This is a genomic window from Streptomyces sp. NPDC005263, assembly GCF_042872365.1.
GTDB lineage: Bacteria > Actinomycetota > Actinomycetes > Streptomycetales > Streptomycetaceae > Streptomyces.
On the sequence record NZ_JBIAKJ010000001.1, the window covers coordinates 467,116 to 483,844 of the forward strand.

The 16,729-nt window shown below is 70.7% G+C and carries 18 protein-coding genes; 8 read left to right on the forward strand and 10 right to left on the reverse strand.

Features of this window, described 5'->3' with window-relative positions; translation table 11 throughout:
• Positions 1-12 precede the first annotated feature (12 nt).
• From ACFYRY_RS02145 to ACFYRY_RS02155, 3 genes are all read left to right on the forward strand, one after another.
• Positions 13-1,230, forward strand: a complete 1,218-nt coding sequence (locus ACFYRY_RS02145; RefSeq protein WP_389139095.1) for an epoxide hydrolase family protein — start codon at positions 13-15, stop codon at positions 1,228-1,230.
• 128 nt (positions 1,231-1,358) lie between these two features.
• On the forward strand, positions 1,359-1,997 hold the full coding sequence (locus tag ACFYRY_RS02150) for an ATP-dependent Clp protease proteolytic subunit (RefSeq protein ID WP_389139097.1): 639 nt from the start codon (positions 1,359-1,361) through the stop codon (positions 1,995-1,997).
• A 1-nt stretch (position 1,998) separates the two neighbouring features.
• The gene (locus tag ACFYRY_RS02155; RefSeq protein WP_389139099.1) at positions 1,999-2,601 is read left to right on the forward strand and encodes a ClpP family protease; all 603 of its coding nucleotides are present in this window, start codon (positions 1,999-2,001) and stop codon (positions 2,599-2,601) included.
• Positions 2,602-2,616: 15 nt separating this feature from the next.
• Here the strand turns inward: ACFYRY_RS02155 and ACFYRY_RS02160 are convergent, their stop codons facing one another.
• The gene (locus ACFYRY_RS02160; RefSeq protein WP_389139101.1) at positions 2,617-3,078 is read right to left on the reverse strand and encodes a helix-turn-helix domain-containing protein; all 462 of its coding nucleotides are present in this window, start codon (positions 3,076-3,078) and stop codon (positions 2,617-2,619) included.
• Positions 3,079-3,704: 626 nt separating this feature from the next.
• Between ACFYRY_RS02160 and ACFYRY_RS02165 the strand changes: the two genes are divergently transcribed.
• Positions 3,705-4,595: an RNA polymerase sigma factor SigF gene (locus tag ACFYRY_RS02165; protein ID WP_389139102.1), complete on the forward strand. Its 891-nt coding sequence runs from the start codon at positions 3,705-3,707 to the stop codon at positions 4,593-4,595.
• A 126-nt stretch (positions 4,596-4,721) separates the two neighbouring features.
• On the opposite strand, the gene ACFYRY_RS02170 is transcribed toward ACFYRY_RS02165, so the two are convergent.
• Positions 4,722-5,177: an ATP-binding protein gene (locus ACFYRY_RS02170; RefSeq protein ID WP_389139104.1), complete on the reverse strand. Its 456-nt coding sequence runs from the start codon at positions 5,175-5,177 to the stop codon at positions 4,722-4,724.
• A 216-nt stretch (positions 5,178-5,393) separates the two neighbouring features.
• Between ACFYRY_RS02170 and ACFYRY_RS02175 the strand changes: the two genes are divergently transcribed.
• Positions 5,394-6,629, forward strand: coding sequence for an epoxide hydrolase family protein (locus tag ACFYRY_RS02175; protein WP_389139106.1), 1,236 nt, complete (start codon positions 5,394-5,396; stop codon positions 6,627-6,629).
• Positions 6,630-6,770: 141 nt separating this feature from the next.
• Here ACFYRY_RS02175 and ACFYRY_RS02180 read toward each other — a convergent pair whose 3' ends face one another.
• Positions 6,771-7,181 (reverse strand): hypothetical protein, encoded by a 411-nt coding sequence (locus tag ACFYRY_RS02180; protein WP_389141022.1) that lies wholly within the window; start codon positions 7,179-7,181, stop codon positions 6,771-6,773.
• A 338-nt stretch (positions 7,182-7,519) separates the two neighbouring features.
• On the opposite strand from ACFYRY_RS02180, the gene ACFYRY_RS02185 reads away from it, so the two are divergent.
• Complete coding sequence (locus tag ACFYRY_RS02185) at positions 7,520-7,903, forward strand: nuclear transport factor 2 family protein (RefSeq protein ID WP_389139107.1); 384 nt, start codon at positions 7,520-7,522, stop codon at positions 7,901-7,903.
• Positions 7,904-8,010: 107 nt separating this feature from the next.
• Here ACFYRY_RS02185 and mgrA read toward each other — a convergent pair whose 3' ends face one another.
• On the reverse strand, positions 8,011-9,003 hold the full coding sequence (mgrA, locus tag ACFYRY_RS02190) for an L-glyceraldehyde 3-phosphate reductase (protein WP_389139109.1): 993 nt from the start codon (positions 9,001-9,003) through the stop codon (positions 8,011-8,013).
• 126 nt (positions 9,004-9,129) lie between these two features.
• Here mgrA and ACFYRY_RS02195 point away from each other — a divergent pair, with 126 nt between their 5' ends.
• Positions 9,130-10,014: a LysR substrate-binding domain-containing protein gene (locus tag ACFYRY_RS02195; RefSeq protein WP_389139110.1), complete on the forward strand. Its 885-nt coding sequence runs from the start codon at positions 9,130-9,132 to the stop codon at positions 10,012-10,014.
• Positions 10,015-10,042: 28 nt separating this feature from the next.
• Positions 10,043-10,558 (forward strand): DUF664 domain-containing protein, encoded by a 516-nt coding sequence (locus ACFYRY_RS02200; RefSeq protein ID WP_389141024.1) that lies wholly within the window; start codon positions 10,043-10,045, stop codon positions 10,556-10,558.
• On the opposite strand, the gene ACFYRY_RS02205 is transcribed toward ACFYRY_RS02200, so the two are convergent.
• The 6 genes from ACFYRY_RS02205 to ACFYRY_RS02230 form a co-directional block, all read right to left on the reverse strand.
• Positions 10,540-11,619 (reverse strand): adenosine deaminase, encoded by a 1,080-nt coding sequence (locus tag ACFYRY_RS02205; RefSeq protein WP_389139112.1) that lies wholly within the window; start codon positions 11,617-11,619, stop codon positions 10,540-10,542. The genes ACFYRY_RS02200 and ACFYRY_RS02205 overlap by 19 nt on opposite strands.
• Before the next feature lie 28 nt (positions 11,620-11,647).
• Positions 11,648-12,043, reverse strand: a complete 396-nt coding sequence (locus ACFYRY_RS02210) for a VOC family protein (RefSeq protein ID WP_389139114.1) — start codon at positions 12,041-12,043, stop codon at positions 11,648-11,650.
• A gap of 163 nt (positions 12,044-12,206) precedes the next feature.
• Positions 12,207-12,869, reverse strand: a complete 663-nt coding sequence (locus ACFYRY_RS02215; RefSeq protein ID WP_389139115.1) for a 1,4-alpha-glucan branching protein — start codon at positions 12,867-12,869, stop codon at positions 12,207-12,209.
• A gap of 80 nt (positions 12,870-12,949) precedes the next feature.
• The gene (locus tag ACFYRY_RS02220; RefSeq protein WP_389139117.1) at positions 12,950-13,855 is read right to left on the reverse strand and encodes an aldo/keto reductase; all 906 of its coding nucleotides are present in this window, start codon (positions 13,853-13,855) and stop codon (positions 12,950-12,952) included.
• Between the two features lie 61 nt (positions 13,856-13,916).
• Complete coding sequence (locus ACFYRY_RS02225) at positions 13,917-15,155, reverse strand: PP2C family protein-serine/threonine phosphatase (protein WP_389139119.1); 1,239 nt, start codon at positions 15,153-15,155, stop codon at positions 13,917-13,919.
• 136 nt (positions 15,156-15,291) lie between these two features.
• Entirely contained in the window at positions 15,292-16,614 is a 1,323-nt protein-coding gene (locus tag ACFYRY_RS02230) for an aldehyde dehydrogenase family protein (protein ID WP_389139121.1), read from the reverse strand.
• Between the last annotated feature and the right edge of the window lie 115 nt (positions 16,615-16,729).

The following is a 16,729-nucleotide window of genomic DNA, read 5'->3' on the forward strand; positions in this document are numbered from 1 at the left end:
AGCATCACGGTCATGACGTTTTCGCCCGCCCACAGCGCCAGCGGTTTCCATCCGTTCCGCATCGACATACCGCAGAGCGAACTGGACGACCTGCACGACCGCCTCGACCGGGCCCGGTGGCCGGACCAGCTGCCCGGCGTGGGCTGGGCCTACGGGGTGCCGTCGGACTACCTGCGCGACCTGGTGCGGTACTGGCGGCACGACTACGACTGGCGGGCGGCCGAGGCGCGGCTGAACCAGTGGCCGCAGTTCACGACCGAGATCGACGGCGCGCAGGTGCACTTCGCGCACATCCGCTCGCCCGAGCCCGACGCCACCCCCCTGGTCATCACGCACGGCTGGCCGGGGTCGATCGTCGAGTTCCTCGACATCGTCGGGCCGCTGACGGACCCGGCCGCGCACGGCGGTGACCCCGCCGACGCCTTCCACGTCGTGCTGCCGAGCATTCCCGGCTTCGGGTTCTCCGGGCCCACCCGGGAGACCGGCTGGGAGGCGCGCCGGATCGCCGACGCGTGGGTCGAGCTGATGACGCGCCTCGGCTACGAGCGTTTCGGCGCCCAGGGCGGCGACTGGGGCGCGGGCATCTCCCGCGAGCTGGGCCGGGTCCACCCCGACCGGGTCATCGGCATCCACCTCAACCTGCTGCCCGGCGCGCAGGCCGCCACCGAGCCGACGCCCGGGGAACTTCAGGCGCTGAGCCCCGAGGAGCGGGAGCGCACGCTCACCTCGTGGAGCCGTTGGGCCCGGTGGTTCCGGGACGGGACGGGCTACTTCCATGTGCAGTCCACCCGGCCGCAGACCCTGTCGTACGCGCTCACCGACTCGCCTGTCGGTCAACTCGCCTGGATCGTGGAGAAGTTCCGCGAGTGGACGGACTCCGAGGAGCTGCCCGAGGAGGCCGTCGACCGGGACCTGATGCTGACGAACGTGATGCTGTACTGGCTGACGGGTACTGCGGGTTCGTCCGCCCGCGTCTACTACGAGCGCGCCCACGCCGAGGGGGAACGGATCGCCGCCCCCGACGAGCCCTCGACCGCGCCGACCGCGGTGGCCTCCTTCCCGGGCGATCCGCAGATCCCCCTGCGCCACAAGGCGGAGCGGACGGAGAACATCGTGCGCTGGACGGAGTTCGACCGCGGCGGGCACTTCGCGGCGATGGAGGAACCGGACCTGCTGGTGGGCGACGTACGGGCCTTCTTCCGGCAGCTGCGCGACAAGGACGCCGGCTGACGCGACAGGGGGCCTTGGCGGTCCGCTCTGCCCGCGGCGAATCTGCCGCGGGCAGAGAAACCGCTCAAACGCGTCGCCCGAGGTCAAGAGTGGAGTCGACGGCATCCGAGCCTCGACGAGGAGAACCGATGACTCCACTCACCACGCTCGCTCCGCGGGCCGAGGAGGGCGACACCCCGCCCACCCGGTTCGACGACCACCTGGCCGCCCAACTGCTCGCCCAGCGCATCGTCCTGCTGGGCACCCAGGTCGACGAGGTCTCCGCGAACCGGGTCTGCGCCCAGCTGCTGATCCTGTCCGCGGAGGACCCGCGCACCGACATCAGCCTGTACATCAACAGCCCGGGCGGCTCGGTGCACGCGGGCCTGGCCATCTACGACACCATGCGGCTGATCCCGAACGACGTCTCCACGCTCGCCATGGGCTTCGCGGCGAGCATGGGCCAGTTCCTGCTCAGTGTGGGCGCTCCCGGCAAGCGCTACGCGCTCCCCAACGCGCGGATCATGATGCACCAGCCGTCGGCCGGCATCGGCGGTACCACCGCGGACATCGAGATCCAGGCCGAGAATCTGGATCAACTCAAACGGAGCATCGAGCGGATCACCGCGGAGCACACCGGCCAGAGCCCGGAGACCATCTCCCGGGACGGCGACCGCGACCGCTGGTTCACGGCCGAGGAGGCCAGGGAGTACGGCATGGTCGACCGGGTCGTGGAGTCCCTCGCGGACGTCCGCCCGGCCGCCTCGAAGCGACGGATGGGACTGTGACATGGGGACCTACACGATTCCGAACGTCGTCGAGCGGACCCCGCAGGGCGAGCGGTCCTACGACGTGTTCAGCCGGCTGCTGTCGGAGCGGATCATCTTCCTCGGCACCGAGATCGATGACGGCGTGGCGAACGTCGTCATCGCGCAGCTCCTCCATCTGGAGTCGTCCGCTCCGGAGTCCGAGATCGCGATCTACATCAACTCGCCCGGTGGCTCGTTCACTTCGCTGATGGCGATCTACGACACGATGACGTACGTGCAGGCCCCGATCTCGACCTTCTGCGTGGGGCAGGCCGCGTCGACGGCGGCCGTCCTGCTGGCCGGAGGGGATCCCGGGCGGCGGTTCGTCCTGGAGCACGCGCGGGTACTGCTGGGCCAGCCGGCCAGCGGTGGCAGCCGGGGCATGGTCTCCGATCTCGCCCTCCAGGCCAAGGAGATGGTGCGGATCCGCTCCCAGGTCGAGGAGGTGCTGTCCCGGCACACGCACCACGACATCGCGACGCTGCGCGCGGACATGGACCGGGACAAGGTGTTCACCGCGCAGGAAGCCGTCGCGTACGGGCTGGCCGACGAGGTGGTGAGCCGGCGCCTCGTGAGGGTCTGAGGCGCCGGGCACCGGTCAGGCGACCAGGCACAGCCCGTTGTACGGCGTGCCCGACGCCCTGCGACCCGTGGACCGCTGTCGGCCGAGCTCTCCCTGGGCCAGGGACAGCAGGTCGCCGAGGCCGAGTCCGAGGGCATGGGCGGCGGCCGCGAGGACCTCCGAGGAGGCCTCCTTGCGGCCGCGCTCGACCTCCGAGAGGTACGGCATGGAGATCCGGGCCGCGTCGGCGACGTCCTTGAGGGTGCGGTCCTGGGCGAGGCGTTCGCGGCGCAGGACGTCGCCGACCAGGTCGCGCCACAGGGGTTCCTTCGGCGCGCGGGGTTCGAGGGGAGCGGGGGCCGGCGGGGCCTGGCGGGGCGGGGCCTGGCGTGGCGGGGTCGCGGCGGGGCGTTCGGACGCGGGGCGGGCGTTCCCCTGGCGCGCGGCAGGCGGGCGCAGGGGAATCACGCGGGCTTGGTTCGGCGCTTGGTTGCTCACGTCCTCAGACTAGGTATTTCCCACGATGGAGGGCCGGGCATTCCGCCCTGGGTGGAATGCCCGGCTCGGTGCGGGAAGCCGTGGGCCGTCCTCCACGGCGGTCGCCCCGCGAACCCGGTGCCGCTCATTTTCGGCCAGATGGCGCAGCGCCCCCTGGAGGGAGAGAGGTTCGACGGCGGGACCGGTGCCTCGCTCTCCCCGGCCCGCACACGTCGTTGCCAGGGTGGCCCGCCGGTCACGTAGACCTGCCGCGCCGACGCCGAACTCCCTTGAGAATCAGGCCCGGTGCTCGACACGCTTTTCCAGGCGGAGTCCCCTGCCCCACCGCCGCACCCTCGGTCGGGCGGTGCCGGCCCTGTCTCCCGAAGACCGGTCATCCGGGCAGGAATCCGTGCTCTCGCCGACGGCCACCGCCGATTTTTCGCCTGCCGCGAACTTCATAGGAATGCGTCATCATGCCCCGGGTAGGCGCAAGACCGAAGGACCTGGAACGGTTCGGCGGTTCGCGGTCGGCGTGCATATGTCATCGTGATGCGGGTACCCGCAGGCCGCGAAGCCGGAGCAGGACCCGAGACCAACCTAGGCCGAAGGGCAGAGGTCGAGCCGTGACTTTCGAGGGAGAGGTAATGGACACCGCCGTGATCCGGTCGGAGGCACAGGTCGTGAAGCAGACCGCCGGGACCAGGACGACGGGTGACGGGCCGCTGCCTGGAGTCGAGAACCCGCGGACCGTGGCCCCGCGCGACGCGCGAGCGCTTTCCCGCCAGTTCTTCAAGCGACTGACCGAGCTTGAGGAAGGCACGCACGAGTACCAGTACGCACGCAACACGCTGATCGAGATGAACATGTCCCTCGTGCGGTTCGCGGCGGGCCGGTTCCGCGGCCGCGGCGACGACATGGAGGACATCGTCCAGACCGGGATGATCGGTCTGATCAAGGCCATCGACCGCTTCGAACTGGCCCGCGAGGTCGAGTTCACGTCGTTCGCGCTCCCCTACATCGTCGGCGAGATCAAGCGGTTCTTCCGTGACACCACCTGGGCCGTGCATGTGCCCAGGCGGCTGCAGGAACTGCGGGTGGAGCTGGCCAAGGCCCGGGAGGAGCTCGCCAGCCGCCTGGACCGCGACCCGACCGTGGCCGAGCTCGCCACCCTGATGAACATCGCCGAGAACGAGGTCGTCGAGGCCCAGATCGCCTCCAACGGCTACAACTCCTCGTCGCTGGACGCCGCGCTCACCGGTGACGGTGCCGAGGGCGGCGAGGCCGTCCTCGCCGACTTCATCGGAGTCGAGGAGGACGGACTGCGGCTCGTGGAGGACTTCCAGTCCCTCGCCCCGCTGATGGCCGAACTGAGCGAACGCGACCGGCAGATCATCCACATGAGGTTCGTGGAGGAGGCCACCCAGGCGGAGATCGGCGAGCGTCTCGGCTGCTCGCAGATGCATGTGTCCCGACTGATCAAGCGGATCATCACCCGGCTTCGCCAGGGAATGCTGGGCGAGCTGGGCTGCGCCTGACGACCCTCCGGACCGCGCACTGATCGCGGGTGCCGCCCCCACGCAGAATGGGGCGGCACCCGCGATCAGTGCGCGGAGCCGCGGTGCGCCTCGGAAGCTCGGTGGCCTCAGTCAGCGGTCAGGGCTTCATTCCCCGCGCAGCCCCACCACGGCGCGCACCCGCTTGCCGACCGGCACCCGCTCGACAGCGATCTCGGTGGCCAGCGCGTGGACGATCTCCAGTCCGTGCCGGCCGATGCGCTGGGGATCCCTGGGGAAACGCCGGGGCAGGGCGGCGCTGCTGTCGTAGACCACCACCGCCACGGATGCGTCCGTGCCTTCCAGTTCCAGGATGTACGGGCCGCCGCTGTGCCGGTCCGCGTTGGTGACCAGTTCGCTGACCACCAGCAGCAGCTCACCCTCGGTACGACGGCCCACGTCGGCGCACCACTCGGTCCTGAGCTGCTCCAGGAAGCCCGCGGCGAAGGCGCGCGCCTCGGCGATACATCCCGGCGCGCCGGTGTAGTGCGCCGCCCGCCACAGCGGTTCCACGGGCACGTCGAAACCAGTCCGTATCACTGCCCCGTCCAGGTGCTCGATCATGCGTTTCTCTCTCGGAAGCCGGACTGGCCGGACGCTACTGCATCAGTGCTCGTACCCCGAGCCGGGCATCACAGTCCCCGAGTTCCCGTGACGCCCCTTACGTCGAACTGTGAGCGGCTCCGCGGCCCGGCCGCGCTCCTTGACCTGCCGGGCTCGCCGCCCAGGCGTCCGACAGGCCGACGACACTGTTGCCCCCTACCCAGGAGGAGCCCCGCCATGACCATCCCGCACCCCTTTCCCCTGGAGCCCACCCCGATCCACGTGTCCGACCAGGTCCTCGACGACCTGCGAGCCCGTCTCACCGTGACCCGTCCGCCGCTCGACGAGGGGAACGATGACTGGTCCTACGGCGTCCCGGCCGGCTACCTCCATGAGCTGGTCGCCCACTGGCGGGACGGCTACGACTGGCGCGAGGCCGAGGCCGCCATCAACGCCTACGAGCACTACCGGGTGAGCGTCTCCGGTGTCCCCGTGCACTTCATGCGCAGGCCTGGCCGCGGCCCCCGCCCGATTCCGTTGATCCTCACCCACGGCTGGCCGTGGACGTTCTGGCACTGGTCGAAGGTGATCGACCCGCTCGCCGACCCGGCCGCGTTCGGTGGTGACCCCGCCGACGCGTTCGACGTCATCGTGCCGTCCCTGCCCGGCTTCGGGTTCCCCGGCCCGCTCACCGGCTTCCCGGACGTCAACTTCTGGAAGGTCTCCGACCTCTGGCACACCCTGATGACCGAGACGCTGGGATACGAGAAGTACGCCGCCGGGGGCTGCGACATCGGCGGGATCGTCTCCAGCCAGCTCGGCCACAAGTACGCCGACGAGCTGTACGGCATCCACATCGGCTCCGGGCTGCCGCTCGACTTCTTCACCGGCCCCCGCGCCTGGGACTTCGCCCGGAACGGGCCCCTCACCGACGAGCAGCCCGCCGACGTCCGCGCCCGCATCATCGAGCTGGACCGCCGCTGGGCACCTCACCTCGCCGTGCACATGCTCGACGGCGCCACCCTGGCCCACGGGCTGAGCGACTCCCCCGCCGGACTGCTCGCCTGGCTGCTGGAACGCTGGAACGCCTGGAGCGACAACGGAGGCGACGTCGAGTCCGTCTTCACCAAGGACGACCTGCTCACCCACGCCACGATCTACTGGGCGAACAACTCCATCGCCACCTCGATGCGTTACTACGCCAACGCCAACCGCTACCCCTGGACGCCCTCCCACGACCGCACCCCGGTCGTGCAGGCCCCCGTCGGCCTCACCTTCGTCACGTACGAGAACCCGCCCGGCATCCACACCGCCGACGAGCGCGTCCGGGCGTTCAGGACCGGCCCGCAAGCCGATTGGTTCCACCACGTCAACGTCAACGCCCACGACCGTGGCGGCCACTTCATCCCCTGGGAGAACCCCGACGCCTGGGTGAGCGACCTGCGCCGCACCTTCCGCGGCCGCAGGCCCTGAACGCCCCGGCGGGACGACGTCAGGAAGACCGGCGAGGGCCATGCGGGGGCCGCCGCCCGGGCTCATCGACCGTTTTTCGCCTGGCCGGATTCCACCGATGCATTCACCTGCGCGTCTGATGCGCTTTCCCGGACGCACGTCTCAGGCCACGGGCGTGAAGAGTGCCGCGGCGGTGCGCTGCATCCGCAGGGCGTCCACCGACTCGGCCAGCAGCTCGTACTCGGTGGTGTCGTCGAAGGCGGCGATCCGCACCAGTCGTCCGGCGGCCAACTCGTCGGCGACCAGATTCTGTTGGGCGGGGTCCGCGCACCAGGCGCGCAGTTCGGCGGGCACGTCGGCCACGGTGTCGGCGACGGGGACCAGCGCGCCGGCCGGTAAGTGCTCGGCCTCCGGCCGGGGGTCGAGCCGGTCGGCCATCCAGGAGGCACGGTCGCGCAGCCACCACAGGGCGAGAGCGAGGGTGGGGGCGCGGTAGGTCCCCAGGGGTACGCCGATGCGCCGACCGCCGCAGGTGCCGTACCCCGTGACGTGACACAGGAACTCGTCGTGCACGATCCACTCCCCCGTCGCTCTGCCGGCCTGCCGGGCCGGACCTCGCCTTCGGGTGCGGCTCATGCGCTGTCTGTGACCGGCCCTTCGCTGGATGTGAAGCGCCTAGCAGTTGAGTATGTTCACTACTGAAACAGTGTCACCACATCTTTCCGGCCAGTCTCCTGGCATATTCACCGCCCGGCATGGCCGAAACACCACCTGTGCTCGCTGCGGCCGTCATTACCTGAGGGGTAATCGACCCGCGGTGCCGATCCGGGCAGGGTTGTCGTACCGGATCGGGGAGAGCCCGGATCCGGCTTCCGACCAGCAGGTACGTCCTCGATGGAGGCTGATCTCCCATGCCCGCGAACACCGACCGTTACGAAAGTGCCGTCGCCCGCTACTTCGAGGCCTGGAACGCCCGGGAGCCCGAGACGCGGGCCAAGACGGTCGCCGCCGCCTGGACCGCGGACGGCGGCTACACCGACCCGCTCGCCGACGTGGGCGGCCACGAGCAGATCGCGGCGGTGATCGCGGGGGCCCAGGAGCAGTTCCCGGGCTTCGCCTTCCGGCTGGCCGGGACGGTGGACGGGCACCACGACACCGCCCGCTTCTCCTGGGAACTGGTGAGCGAGACCGACGGCTCGGCGCCGGTGGCCGGCTCCGACGTGATCACCCTGGACGCGGACGGCCGGATCAGGTCCGTGCTCGGATTCCTGGACCGGGTGCCCGCGGGCATGTGAAGCCGGCTGAACGCAGCAGGGCGCCGACCCGGAGGTCGGCGCCCTGCCGATGACGAGGTCGTGCGGGTCACGACGCCCTTACGGGGTGTGGCCCGGGTGCCTCACGCTCACCGCCGCACGATCGCGTCGATCCGCGTCAGCTCCTCCGCGTCGAAGTCCAGGTTGTTGATGGCGCCGACGCTGTCCTCCAGCTGCCGCGGGCTGCTCGCGCCGACCAGGGCCGAGGTCACCCGGCCGCCCCGCAGCACCCAGGCCAGCGCCAGCTGGGCCAGGGTCTGGCCGCGGGACTCGGCGATGCCGTTCAGCTCGCGCAGCTGCCGCACCAGGTCCTCGGTGACCGCGTCCGAGTTCAGGAACGGGCTGTCGCTCGCCGCCCGCGAGCCCTCGGGGATGCCGTCGAGGTAGCGGCCGGTGAGGAGCCCCTGCTCCAGCGGGGAGAAGACGATCGAGCCGACCTGGAGTTCGTCCAGCGCGTCGAGGAGGCCCTCGTCCTCGGGGCGGCGGTCCAGCATCGAGTAGCGCGGCTGGTGGATGAGCAGCGGGGTGCCCAGCTCACCCAGGATCCGGGCGGCCTCGCGGGTCTGCTCGGCCGAGTAGTTGGAGATCCCGACGTACAGCGCCTTGCCCTGCTGGACGGCCGAGTGCAGCGCGCCCATCGTCTCCTCCAGAGGAGTCTCCGGGTCGGGGCGGTGCGAGTAGAAGATGTCGACGTAGTCCAGGCCCATCCGCTTCAGGCTCTGGTCCAGCGAGGACAGCACGTACTTCCGCGAACCCCACTCGCCGTACGGGCCGGGCCACATCAGATAGCCGGCCTTGGTGGAGATGACCAGTTCGTCGCGGTAGGGCGCGAAGTCGGCCTTCAGTGCCTCACCGAAGGCGGACTCGGCGGCTCCGGGCGGCGGGCCGTAGTTGTTGGCCAGGTCGAAGTGGGTGACCCCGAGGTCGAAGGCGCGGCGCAGGATGGCGCGCTGGGTCTCGACGGACCGGTCCGGGCCGAAGTTGTGCCACAGGCCCAGCGACAGCGCGGGAAGCTTCAGGCCGCTGCGTCCGGTGCGCCGGTAGGGCATCTCCGCGTAACGGTCGGGGTGTGCGGTGTACAACGCGACTCCAGAAGGGGTTGGCACGGTGGAACCAGGTTCCGGGGAACCGGTGCCTACTCTGTCGTGACCTGGGGCAGTGGTCCAACAGAAGAATCCGATGGAATTCAGCGGATAGGGTTCTCAATCATGGAACTGCGTCATCTCCAGCACTTCGTCGCGGTCGCCGAGGACCAGCACTTCACCCGGGCCGCGGAACGGCTGATGGTGTCCCAGTCCGGCCTGTCGGCCTCCATCCGGGCGCTGGAGCGGGAACTCCAGACCCCGCTGTTCGTGCGGACGACCCGCCGGGTGACGCTCACCGAGGCGGGGCGGGCGCTGCTGAGCGAGGCCGAACGGATCCTCGCACAGGTGCGGTCCGCGCACGAGGCCGTCGCCGCCGTGCAGGGCGTCCTGCGCGGCACCCTCGCGCTGGGCACCGAGCAGTGCATCGCGGGCGTGCAGGTGGCGCGGTTGCTGGCGGCGTTCCGGCGGCATCATCCGGACGTGGAGATCCGGCTGCGGCAGGCGGGGGCGGGCGCGCTCGCCGAGGAGGTCGCCGCCGGCCGTCTCGACCTGGCCTTCGCGGTGCGTACCCGGGCCGACTCCGACCAGCTGCGTTCCGTACCGCTGACCAGTGAGCCGATGACCGTGCTGTGCCATCCCGACCACCGGCTCGCGACCGTCGGCGCGGCGGTCACGCCGGAGGAGATCGGCGCCGAGGTCTTCGTGGACTTCCACCCGGACTGGGGGCCGCGCCGGATCACCGACGCGGCGTTCGCCGCCGCGGGCGTGCGGCGGACGGTCGCCCTGGAGGTGAACGACGTGCACAGTCTCCTGGACCTGGTGGACGAGAACCTCGGTATCGCCGTCGTGCCCCGGCACTTCCGGCACAAGCGGGAGGCCCTCACCGCCCTCCCGCTCAAGGGCACCGACGACGCGGCATACGAGACGGTGGCGCTGCTGCCGCCGCCGCAGGCGGCCAGCCCCGCCGCCCGGGCGCTGATGGCGCTTCTGGAGGACGAGGACGCATGACGGACGAGGATGCGCCATGGTGGACCGTATGCATGCCAAGGACATCCTCATCGACGCGTACGGCCGCATCCAGGAAGAGGTCCATGCCACCGTCGAGGGCCTGGACCCCGACGACCTCCACGCACGCCCCGTACCGGACGCCAACTCCATCGCCTGGCTGATCTGGCACCTCACCCGGATCCAGGACGACCATGTGGCCGGCGTGTCCGGGCTCGACCAGGTCTGGCCGGCCCAGGGCTGGGAGAAGCGGTTCGGCCTCGACCTCCCGCGCCACGACACCGGCTACGGGCACAGCCCCGCCAAGGTCGCCAAGGTGCGGGTCGACTCCGGTGAGCTGCTGACCGGGTACTACGACGCCGTGCACGAGCAGACACTCGGGTATCTGCGCGGCCTCGCCGCCAAGGACTTCGAACAGGTCGTGGACGAGCGCTGGGATCCGCCGGTCACTCTGGGCGCACGCCTGATCAGCGTCCTGTCCGACGATCTCCAGCACGTCGGACAGGCCGCCTACGTCAGGGGGCTGATTCAGAGCGCCGCTTCGTAGCCCGGCAGGACGACGTCCTCGATGAGGGCCGTGCGCTCGTCGAACGGGATGAACGCGCTCTTGAGGGCGTTCACCGTGACCGTGCGCAGGTCCTCGGCCGTCCAGCCCGCCTCCTCCACCAGCAACGACATCTCCCGGGTCATCGTGGTGCCCGACACCAGACGGTTGTCCGTGTTGAGGGTGACCCGGAAGCCGAGGTCCTTCAGCGCGGTGATCGGGTGCTCGGCGATCGAGGTGGCCGCGCCGGTCTGGAGGTTCGACGTCGGGCACATCTCCAGGGCGATACGGCGATCGCGCACCCAGCCCGCGAGACGGCCGAGCTTGCCGGCCGCGAGGTCGGGGATGTCGTCGGTGATGCGGACGCCGTGCCCGATGCGCTGGGCTCCGCACACCTGGAGCGCCTGGTGGATGCTGGGCAGACCGTGCGCCTCGCCGGCGTGGATGGTGAACGGGACGTTCTCGCGGCGCAGGTGCTCGAACGCGGCGAGGTGGTCGGCGGGCGGGAACCCGTCCTCGGCGCCCGCGATGTCGAAGCCGACCACGCCGGCGTCCCGGAAGGCCACGGCCAGGTCGGCGGCCTCGCGCACCCGGTGGAACATCCGCATCCCGCACAGCAGGGTGCCGACCCGCACCGGTGTCCCCGCGGCGGTCGCCTTCGCCATGCCCGCCGCCAGGCCCTCCTGGACGGTCTCGACGACCTCGGGCAGGGTCAGCCCGCCCTTCAGCATCAGCTCGGGCGCGTAGCGCACCTCGCCGTAGACGACACCGTCCGCGGCGAGGTCGAGGACGTACTCCTCGGCCGTGCGCAGCAGGCCCTCCCGGGTCTGCAGCACGGCGAGGGTGTGCTCGAAGGTGGCTATGTAACGCACCAGGTCACCCGAGCCGGCGGCCTCGACGTACCAGTCGGCGAGGGCGTCCGGGTCGGTGGTGGGAAGGGTGTGTCCGACCGCTTCCGCGAGTTCCACCACCGTCGCGGGGCGCAGTCCGCCGTCGAGGTGGTCGTGCAGCACGGCTTTGGGCAGCCGGCGGATGGCGTCGGTGTCGATGCGGGGCGCGGTCATGTGCGTGGTGTTCTTTCTCGGGTGGGACTCAGTCGGTGGTGGGCTGGAGCAGGTCCCAGCGGTTTCCGTACAGGTCCTGGAAGACGGCGACCGAGCCGTACGGCTCGTGCCGCGGCTCCTCCAGGAAGGTCACGCCCGCGGCGAGCATCCGGGCGTGGTCGCGGGCGAAGTCGTCGGTGTGCAGGAAGAAGCCGACCCTCCCGCCGGTCTGGTCCCCGACACGGGAGCGCTGGATCTCGCCCTTGGCACGGGCGAGCAGCAGATCGGTGGCGCCCGGGTGAGGGCCCGGCCGTACGACGACCCAGCGGGAGCCGTCCGGACGCGGGGTGTCCTCGACGAGGTGGAAGCCGAGGGCCTCGGTGTAGAAGCGGAGCGCCTCGTCGTAGTCGTCGACGACGAGGGTGATCAGGGCGACGCGTCTCATCGGGACCTTTCGGAGCGGGTGACCGACGGGAGGTTATACGTAAAACTTCGAGCGCGCCAGTCAGCGGGGCACGGAGCCCGGGGGCGAACCGACGGGGCTGTCCACCATCCGCTCCCCGGCAGCGGCGGACCGCGAGTGAGCGCCGCTGCCGTTGTGGGCCGTCCTAGGTCGCGGAGCCGGGGTACAGAACGGCGAACAGCGACTGGGTCTCGGCGTCGTCCGGGGTGCGCCACGGGCCGGCGACATGGCCGGTCGCGCCCGGCGGGAGGGAGAGCTCGCCCTCGGGAGCGGGCCGCAGGACGCGGTGCAGACGCAGGCTCGCCCCCTGCGGGAGGGACAGCTCGGTGCCCTCTTCGTCGTCGGCGGCGGTGAGGGCGGTGGAAGGCAGCGGACCGTTCTGCGTGCAGGAGCGGGTGATGTCCGGGTCAGGGGTGTCGGTGACGCTCTGCGCCTGGGCCTGGGCGCCGCCCTCGACCAGGGCGAGCAACTGGGCGACCAGCACCGGGTCGTGGCAGCCGTCGTAGGCCCAGCGGGGCCCCAGCACGCCGTGTTCCATCGTGCCGACGAGGGCGTGCTCGGCCCCCTGGAGCGGGGCGCTTCGATAGGTGAGCGGTACCAGGTAGGCGGCCGGACGGGCGCCGGAGGTGTCGGTAGCCACCATGAACTCGATGCCGACCTCGCCCTGCGGATCGTCCAGTCGGAAGCCGCCCGCCTTGGACAGTCGGGGTTCGCCCGGACCACCGGCGTACCAGGGCCGGGTGGGCAGCCAGGCCGTCAGCAGTTCGAGCTTGGTCGGCTTGAGGGTGGTGCGGTGGATGACGGCCATGGAGCGGGCTCTCTTTCCGTGGGTCGGTTGCGGGACACGCACTACGGGGGAAGCGAGGGCGCGTTCGGGGCGGCCTCGGCTCAATCGCCCTTCCGGTGCAGCACGTCGAGCGTGGCCGCCTCCTCGTCGGTGAGGCGGAGGGCACCCGCGGCCACGTTCTCCTCGAGGTGGTCGGGGTTGCCGGTGCCGGGTATGGCCAGGATGTGCGGGCCCTGTCGCAGGGTCCAGGCGAGTCGGACCTGGGTGGGTGTCGCGCCGTGGGCCCGCGCGACGGCGAGGACCGCGTCGTGGTGCGTGGTGGCGGCGGGCCGGGGGCCACGGTCGCCGGCGACGGCGTAGAACGGCACGAAGGCGATGCCCTGTTCGCCGCAGATGCGCAGGAGTTCCTCGGTGGACGGGTCGTACGAGTCGAGTCCGAACCGGTTCTGCACGCACACCACGGGGGCGATGGCCTGCGCCTCGGCGAGGTGGCGGGGCTCCACGTCGGAGATGCCGAGGTGCCTGATCAGGCCCTCCTCGCGCAGTTCGGCGAGGGCGCCGAAGTGCTCGGCGATGGAGTCCTGTCGCATGCGGCGGAGGTTGACGACATCCAGGTGGTCGCGTCCGAGCTGGCGCAGGTTCTCCTCGACATGGCCGCGCAGGTCTTCCGGCCGGGCCGAAGCGGCCCACTCCCCCGAGTAGTTCCGGAACGGGCCGACCTTGGTGACGATGACCAGGTCGTCCGCGTGTGGCGACAGCGCGCTGTTGATGATCTCGTTGGCCGAGCGCAGCGCGGAGAAGTAGAAGGCTGCCGTGTCGATGTGATTCACGCCGAGTTCGATCGCTCTGCGCACCACGGAGATCGACCGCTGCCGGTCGCTCGGCGCGCCCAGGTGAAAGGCGGCGCTGCCCGTCAAACGCATCGCGCCGAAGCCGACACGGTTCACGGTCAGGTCACCGAGCTGCCAGGTTCCCGCGGCGTCCGCCGTGATCGTTTCGGAGGTCATCGACGGATTCTGGCATACACCCGTACCACTGCCGAACGTGTTTCCGACTGCCCGCGCGGCATCACAGGCGGATGACGATGAGGGCGATGTCGTCTTCGGCGCCCGCGGCGACGTCGAGACGGTCCAGCAGCGCGTCGGCCAGCTGGTCGGGGGCGAGGGTGCTGTCCTTGGCCAGGGCTGTGGTCAAGCGGGCCAGGCCGACGTCGATGTCCTCGTCGCGGCGCTCGAAGAGGCCGTCGGTGTACATCACGAGGGTGTCCCCTCGGGTGTAGGACAGGCCGGCCTGGGGCCTGGGGACGTGGTGCGGGCGGGCGCCGAGCGGCGGATCGGTCGCCTGGTCCAGCAGTTCGAAGGTGCCGTCGCCGTGGAGCAGGACGGGCGGCGGATGTCCGGCGTTGCTGTAGATGATCAGTCTGCTGCGGGTGTCAATGAGGACCTTGACGGCGGTCGCGGCCGTCGCACCGTCCAGGGAGCGGGCGTACAGGCCGAGGACCTCCAGGGCCTGGGCGGGGCTGGGGATGGCGCGGATGGCCGCGCTGAGGGCGCTGCGGAGCATCCCCATGATGGCGGCGGCTTGCAGGCCGTGGCCGACGACGTCGCCGACCGCTGCCGCGTAGCGCTCGGGTGTCAGGTCGACGACGTCGTACCAGTCACCGCACACGTTCATCGATCTGGTCGCCGGTAGGTAGCGCACGGCGATGCTGTCGGTGTGGCGGTCGAGGTCGGGGACGATCAGCATGGCTTCCTGAAGGGCGACGGCGACCTGCCGCTCGCGGGCGTGGGCCTGGCGCAGCTGCTGGTTCAGCCGGTGCAGCTCGCCGGCCCGCGCGTACAGCTCGGCTGCCATGCCCTTCTCCCGGTCGGTGAACTCCTCGGTGAGCTGTTGTGCCTGGTGTGAGTGGACGAAGGCCGTGACGTCCTCGGCTCGCTGGACGATCCATTTCACCTGGCCGTCAGGTCCCGGAATCGGGGTGTGGATGTCGGACCACCACCGCTCCTCGAACCCGCCGGGCAGGTCGAGGGCGGGGATGTCGTACCGCTGCAGCACCAAGGTGTCCGCGTTGCCGGTGTCGAGGACCCGCCGCAGTGACGCTTTCAGGTTCGTCTGTGCGTCGTCGGGGGTGCCGGGGCTTCCCGGCAGGGCGTCGAAGAAGTACCTGCCGACCAGCTGATCTGTGCGCAGGCCGGTGGTCTGCAGGTATGCCCTGTTGATGTAGCGGATCACCAGGTCCGTGTCCAACATCAGGTAGGGGCTTGGTGTGGCGTCGAAGTACGCGGTGAAATCGATGTCCGCTGCCATTCACGCGCCCTCCGTAGCCTGCGAGCGCGAATGCCTCAGCTTTCAATCTACCGGTGATCCGGCGGCCGGGCTCAGCACGCGTGTCACCGAGATGAGCCCGGACACCGCCCATGGTTGATCTCGAAGCGGCGGCGGCTCAGCTCAGCGGCTTCTCCAGGACCGCCTTGCGGTGGCTGAACGTCTCGATGGAGTAGCGGCCGTGGTAGCTGCCCATGCCGCTCTCCCCCACCCCGCCGAAGGGCAGGTCGGAGACGGTGAGGTGGGCCAGCGGGAGGCCGTAGCCGAGTCCGCCCGAGGAGGTCTCGTCGGCGATCCGGCGCCGCGTCGGCTCTGCCTCCGTGAAGACGTAGAGGGCGAGCGGCTTGTCGCGGTCGTTGATGAAGTCGATCGCCTCGGACAGGCCGGGAACCGTGACGATCGGCAGGATCGGGCCGAAGATCTCCTCCCCCATGACGGGCGACTCGGGGTCGACGTCGGCGAGGACGGTGGGCGCGATGTACTTGGCCGTACGGTCGCTGTCTCCGCCCACCACCACCCGGCCCGAGTCGAGCAGTCCGGTCAGCCGGTCGAAGTGGCGTTCGTTGACGATACGGCCGTACTCGCCGGACGCCGCCGGGTCGGTGCCGTACAGCGACTCGACGGCGCGGACCAGGGCGGGCTCGAGGGCGGCCGCGGTCTGCGGGTCGGTCAGGACGTAGTCGGGGGCGACGCAGGTCTGTCCGGCGTTGAGGAACTTCCCGCGGGCCAGCCGGTCGGCGACCACGTCGAGGTCCGTGTCGCGGTCGACGAACGCCGGGGACTTGCCGCCCAGTTCCAGGGCGACCGGCGTGAGGTGCTCGGCGGCGGCGCGCATCACGACACGGCCGACGGTGCCGTTGCCGGTGTAGAAGATGTGGTCGAAGCGCTCGGCCAGCAGGGCGGTGGTCTCGGGGATGCCGCCCTCGACGACGGCGACCGCGTCGGTGTCCAGGTAGGCGGGCAGCAGCCGGGCCAGCGCGGCGGACGTGGCGGGAGCGAGCTCGCTCGGCTTGGCGACCACGGCGTTGCCCGCGGCGAGGGCGCCGACCACGGGGGCGAGCAGGAGCTGGGCCGGGTAGTTCCAGGGCGCGATGACGAGGACGACACCGAGCGGGTCGTAGCGCGTCCAGGCGCTGGCGTCGTCACCGAGGTACGCCGGGACCGGGGCGGACTCGGGGCGCAGCCAGTCGGTGAGGTGGTCGAGGGTGTGGTCGATCTCGCGGACGGTGAAGTCGATCTCGGTGCGGTACGCCTCGGTGGCGCTCTTGCCCAGGTCGGCGTGGAGTGCGGCGGCGAGGTCGGCGCCGTTCTCCGTGAGCATCGCGCGCAGGCGGGTGAGCTGGTCGGTACGCCAGGCGACGGGCTTGGTGCGGCCGGTGCGGAAAGTGGCGCGCAGCCGGGCCACGATGTCGGCGGGCTGCTCGGGTATGCGGTCGTTCACGGTGCCTCGCTGGGGTGCGCGGGCCTGTCGCCGGCGACAGGGATCTCAACAGTCGGATGTATATGCCAACCTTTCATACGCCCCCGCACATTCCAGGGCCTGGGCACCGTTTCCG